Raw genomic sequence first — 4645 nt, 5'->3', positions numbered from 1 at the left:
AGCGGGGAAAGTTGGGCGAAATTATGTTGAAAGATTTGATGGAAATGTGGAGGAACTGGGGAGTACCGCGAGTGTCGAAATGCAGCCCGGGGATGTGTTTGTCATTGAGACTCCTGGCGGCGGAGGTTATGGTGGTTGCAGGGAAAATTAAAATAGGATTACATTTTTTAATGTTAACATATCTCTTTTTTATGCTAGACTTGGTTTACCAAATAAATTCAAACACAATCTATAATACCGCTGCTGTAAAAAATGGAAGGCGATCAACTATCTCTACCTCTATATCCAGAAGAACCAAATAACTCAGAAAATTACTTTACTCGAAAACGGTCATGGTCAGCATCAAAGCATCGGATTATGCTGAGGTATATTCAGTCTTTTTGTTACAATCTTGGCGGAAATAAACCTTATCAATCAGATTATCTAAATTATGTCGATGGGTTCGCAGGAATAGGAAAATATACAGAAGGAATAGGGATCGAAGATTTTGTAAACAATTCAAAATTTTGGTCAAATAAGTATAAGCATGAATTTGAAAACACTGATGGCTCACCATTAATAGCTCTTAAATGTGCTAAACTATTTAAACAAGAGAAGCGTGTAAATTTAAGATGTTTTTTTGTAGAGTCTAAGCCGGATTTCAACAAAAAGCTTCGGGCAAACTGTGAAACTGTAGCTGAGGGATTGTCACATAAAATATATAAACCTCAAAGATTTGAGGTTGCTTTTCCAGAGCTAATCAAAGATTTAGAAAGCTATCCTACGTTATTTTTTCTTGATATCTTTGCTGTTAAAGGAATAAGTTTCGATACTATATGTGATATAGGAAATTATGTAAGCCAGTATAAAGGCGAATTATTTTTGCTTTTTCACAATATACAAGTAGCTCGTAATGCTGGGCATTATAAAACTACCTATGCCAATTCCAAAGAACAACAAACTGCCGAGAGTTATATGAAAAATTTGACTAATCTTTTAGGTGTTGATTCTGATATGGACTGGAAACCAAAGTGGCTTCAACTCAAAGATCAACCTCAAGAGTTTGAAAGGTGGGCGCTTGAATACTTCAAGGAAAGAATGAGAAAAGAAGGCGGTTTTAAAGGTGTAACCAGCTTTGAAATTAAGGAAACTTATATTAATATCAGACCTCAATATAGTATTGTAGTCGGCAGTAATCATCCAGAAAAAGCATTTGGTGATTTTCTGAATGATTTTGTTTATGATGAAGATAAATTATTGTTTTTTCAAGATAATTATCAAGGAAATGAAAAATTTCTTGATAAAGAATGGGAAGCAGAACAGAAAAGACGCATCGCTATAATTAAAACACAATCTATCCAAATCTTGCGTGAAATCAAATCTGAATGGAAATCTTTTGAAGATGTAATTACTCATATTATTTTAAAATTGAATGATTTGGGTTGTTTAAAAAGAACTCAGCATTACAACGATATTCTCGGTTCACTGTATCAAGAAGGGATGTTAAAGATACAAAAACCTGGTTCTAAAAAGCCTTACACACTAAAGAGTTTGCTAAAAATACTAGAATAATATGATTATTAAATTTTAGTTGTAATCATTTAGCCTCTGTTACTAGCATTTATTCATCTTCGATTACCGAAGCAATTTTTGTCTCTGTTTATTCTCAGCTTTTGGCATCTCATCCCAAATTTTATCATCTAGAAGTCTCCCAGCAGCTTTAGGTGTTCTACCTCCCCATTGCTTGAAGAAAAACGCGACTCTAGCATCCTGACACTGATCCCGAATACTTTGCGCCCATTCTACCTGCATGGGACGGTGTTTTTGTCCCGATTCTCCACCAACTATTACCCAGTGAATTCCGGTTAAATCAAGCTGTAATGGCCCTAAAAGTGGTTCGCAGGATAAAAAGCGTACTTTTGCATTGACTTTTCGCAAAGAATCCACACGATGAACATAACTTTGATTTTCGACAGATACGCCCATCCAAATATTATCAGACCATTCAAGCTGAGAAGCTAACTCTTCTAAACGTTTATCTCGCTTGGTAAGAATTTGATAAATATGATGAGGAGTTTCACGCATTACCTCAAAAACTTCTTTGAGAAAATCTATTGGCACTTCTTCATGAAATAAATCGCTCATCGAGTTTACGAATATACGGCTAGGCTTTTTCCAGCGTTTTGGTTCTTCCAAGCGATTTCTATGCAGTGTTAAATCAAAGCCGTTAGGAAAATTAGTGTGAAACCTTTTTGTTAATGCTTCGGCATAACAATGGGTGCAGCCGGGACTGACTTTATCGCAGCCAGTTGTTGGATTCCACGTGCGATCGCACCATTCTATTGCAGTATTAATGTTAGACATTTACTTACTCCTTTTTTGTTTTTATCGGTATCGCACTTGGCATCTTTTATTATATACCCTATTTATTGACTCAGGTAATATTTTTGGGATAGATTAAAGTAAATGTACAAATTAAATATGGGTTATGGGTAGCAGACAAGGCGCGATTAAAGCAGCAGCAGCAAGGCTTGGGATTTCACTCGAAGAGTATTTAACTAAACTAGATGCTGGTTTAAAATGGTGCACCAAGTGCAAAGGCTGGAAGCAAATAACTGAGTTTTCCAAAGATAAAAGCCGTGGCGATGGATTAAAAGCTAGCTGCCTTCAATGTGGCCGAGTCGAGGTTCGCAAGGACACTAAAGGCAAGACATCCCCATTTAAAGGAAAGAAGCACAGCACTACGTCATGTCAAAAAATGAGTTTATCGAGATATGGGAACACAAACCGACTTGGCAAGCCTTGCTCATCAGAGCAAAAAAGCTATATTCGCCAGCGCACTATTGAAAAAGCAGCGCGTGGAGTCAAACATCCTAATTGGAAAGGTGGTATCACTCCTGAAAACATAGCATTGAGGCAATCTCCTGAATACATAGATTGGCGCAAGGGTGTGTTTGAAAGAGATGGTTATACCTGCCAACATTGCGGTGATAATCGAGGTGGCAATCTAGAGGCTCATCACATAAAACTGTTCTCGGATTACCCAGAGTTTCGATTCGTAATCGACAATGGACTCACTTTATGTAACAACTGTCACCGAAAAGTCCACTCTAAGCAAAGGTAGCGACGAGTTCCAGATTCTAACTGTCGATTCAATACCAGTATTAATGCTAGACATACAAACACTTGACCCTTGAAACAACTAATTATCTTTTGAGGTGCGCTGGATACATAGAATTTATATGTATCAATTTACATTAATGCAGCATCACCTACAACTTCATTATATAATTAAATTGATTTAAATATCAACACTTTTTCAGCAGTTGCATCAAATGTAGATCGTAGTGTAGAATCGTGCTGCACCAGCATTGATTCCCAAAACCTTTACAGAACAATTGTGCAAACACCTGTTTTTTCCGAACTCAACCACCCTGTGGTCAAATCCCTGTTCCATCACAGCGATCGGGAATTATTGACCCTATTTCAAAACCATCCCGATCAGGGCCGCTTCTTCACGGCGATTTTTTGCCGCTACGCTCAAATTGTACACTCCCTGATCCGCCATTCCGTGCGATCGCCCGTACAAGGCGATTACCTGTTCGCCCACACCTGGCAGCACATCTATCACGAGCTCCGAGGCCTCGATTTGCGCCGCGAAACCCAAGCTCCTGATGGCGACAATCTCAGTCTCCAAAATTGGCTGATTAATGTCACCGCTGTCTGCATCAATCAAGCCGAATTACCCCCAGTTGAGTCGATTCACTACTCTTTACAATCCGCTTCGCCTCCCCTGTGGTGTTACGTCAGACAAGCCTTAGAATTGTTAGCGCCACTGCCGCGTTTAGTCGTGTTGATGGCCCAGACTTTCCGCTGGAGCGAAACTCGAATTGCAGCTTATTTGCAAGCTGAAGGTGAAGCTATTTCGCCCGCTCAAGTTAAGGCTTTGCTGCAAAAAGGATATCAAACTTTAGAGTCAAATTTGCCGCAGGATATTCGCGCTATCTATCTGGATGAAAATCTAGATTATCAAGAAGCAATTGTCTAGATATACACGATATAAATCCGCCATTTCTAGGTGTAGGGGCGGGTTTTACCCGAAATATTTGTTAGGACTAACAGCATCGTAAACCCGCCCTTTCGCGAGGAATAAGGAAAAAATGGCAGTTTATCAAGTTCGGCTGGTGAATGAGGAGCGATCGCTCGATCGCACGATCGCCGTACCGGACGACCAGTATATCCTAGATATGGCAGAAGATGCCGGCATCCGCTTGCCGAATGGGTGCAAGCAAGGAGAGTGTTCTGCTTGCGTTGCCAAACTGCTTAGCGGTGAAATCGACCAAAGCGAACAAAAGTTTTTGAAGCCCTCAGAATTGCAAGCTGGCTATGCTGTTACTTGTATCGCTTACCCGCTTTCTGACTGCACTTTGTTAACCCATCAAGAAAAAGTTTTATATGAAGCAGCTCTCTATTTTAAGTAATGCCAGATGCGCCTTATATAGTGCTAGATTCTCCCTCGCAATTCCACAAATCCGCTGACAAATTCGTTTGTAGTGAGGAATGCGAGTCCGCAATCAGAAGGGCTGAAGCCCTCACTACAAACCTTTGATCGGGTGCATCTCAATGCAAGCGAATATATCCGTAGGGGCGAAGCATGACCTCCGTA

6 protein-coding genes are annotated in these 4645 nt (G+C 39.9%); 5 read left to right on the top strand and 1 reads right to left on the bottom strand.

Annotated elements, in window-relative coordinates; translation table 11 throughout:
* Nucleotides 1-151: hydantoinase B/oxoprolinase family protein (locus QT974_RS34875; RefSeq protein WP_442933230.1), on the top strand; the 151-nt coding region annotated here is incomplete at its 5' end.
* Nucleotides 152-252: 101 nt separating this feature from the next.
* Complete coding sequence (gene tcmP / locus QT974_RS31330) at nt 253-1551, top strand: three-Cys-motif partner protein TcmP (protein WP_333472278.1); 1299 nt, start codon at nt 253-255, stop codon at nt 1549-1551.
* 63 nt (nt 1552-1614) lie between these two features.
* On the opposite strand, the gene QT974_RS31325 is transcribed toward tcmP, so the two are convergent.
* Nucleotides 1615-2343, bottom strand: a complete 729-nt coding sequence (locus QT974_RS31325) for a DUF5131 family protein (RefSeq protein ID WP_333472277.1) — start codon at nt 2341-2343, stop codon at nt 1615-1617.
* A gap of 124 nt (nt 2344-2467) precedes the next feature.
* Between QT974_RS31325 and QT974_RS31320 the strand changes: the two genes are divergently transcribed.
* The 3 genes from QT974_RS31320 to QT974_RS31310 all read left to right on the top strand — a co-directional run bounded on the left by QT974_RS31320 (nt 2468) and on the right by QT974_RS31310 (nt 4460).
* Nucleotides 2468-3103, top strand: coding sequence for an HNH endonuclease (locus tag QT974_RS31320; RefSeq protein WP_333472276.1), 636 nt, complete (start codon nt 2468-2470; stop codon nt 3101-3103).
* A gap of 276 nt (nt 3104-3379) precedes the next feature.
* On the top strand, nt 3380-4027 hold the full coding sequence (locus QT974_RS31315) for an RNA polymerase sigma factor (RefSeq protein ID WP_333472275.1): 648 nt from the start codon (nt 3380-3382) through the stop codon (nt 4025-4027).
* 112 nt (nt 4028-4139) lie between these two features.
* On the top strand, nt 4140-4460 hold the full coding sequence (locus QT974_RS31310; RefSeq protein WP_333472274.1) for a 2Fe-2S iron-sulfur cluster-binding protein: 321 nt from the start codon (nt 4140-4142) through the stop codon (nt 4458-4460).
* Nucleotides 4461-4645: the final 185 nt, after the last annotated feature.

Source organism: Microcoleus sp. BM001215392, assembly GCF_036700185.1.
GTDB lineage: Bacteria > Cyanobacteriota > Cyanobacteriia > Cyanobacteriales > Microcoleaceae > Microcoleus.
Note: the sequence above shows the minus strand (reverse complement) of the source record. Positions and strands in the feature narration are given on the sequence as shown.

What these genes read in the sequence shown, in the direction of transcription:
- tcmP (WP_333472278.1), top strand. Translation starts at nt 253, where the DNA reads ATGGAAGGCGATCAACTATCTCTACCTCTATATCCAGAAGAACCAAAT.
- QT974_RS31325 (WP_333472277.1), bottom strand. Translation starts at nt 2,343, where the DNA reads ATGTCTAACATTAATACTGCAATAGAATGGTGCGATCGCACGTGGAAT.
- QT974_RS31320 (WP_333472276.1), top strand. Translation starts at nt 2,468, where the DNA reads ATGGGTAGCAGACAAGGCGCGATTAAAGCAGCAGCAGCAAGGCTTGGG.
- QT974_RS31310 (WP_333472274.1), top strand. Translation starts at nt 4,140, where the DNA reads ATGGCAGTTTATCAAGTTCGGCTGGTGAATGAGGAGCGATCGCTCGAT.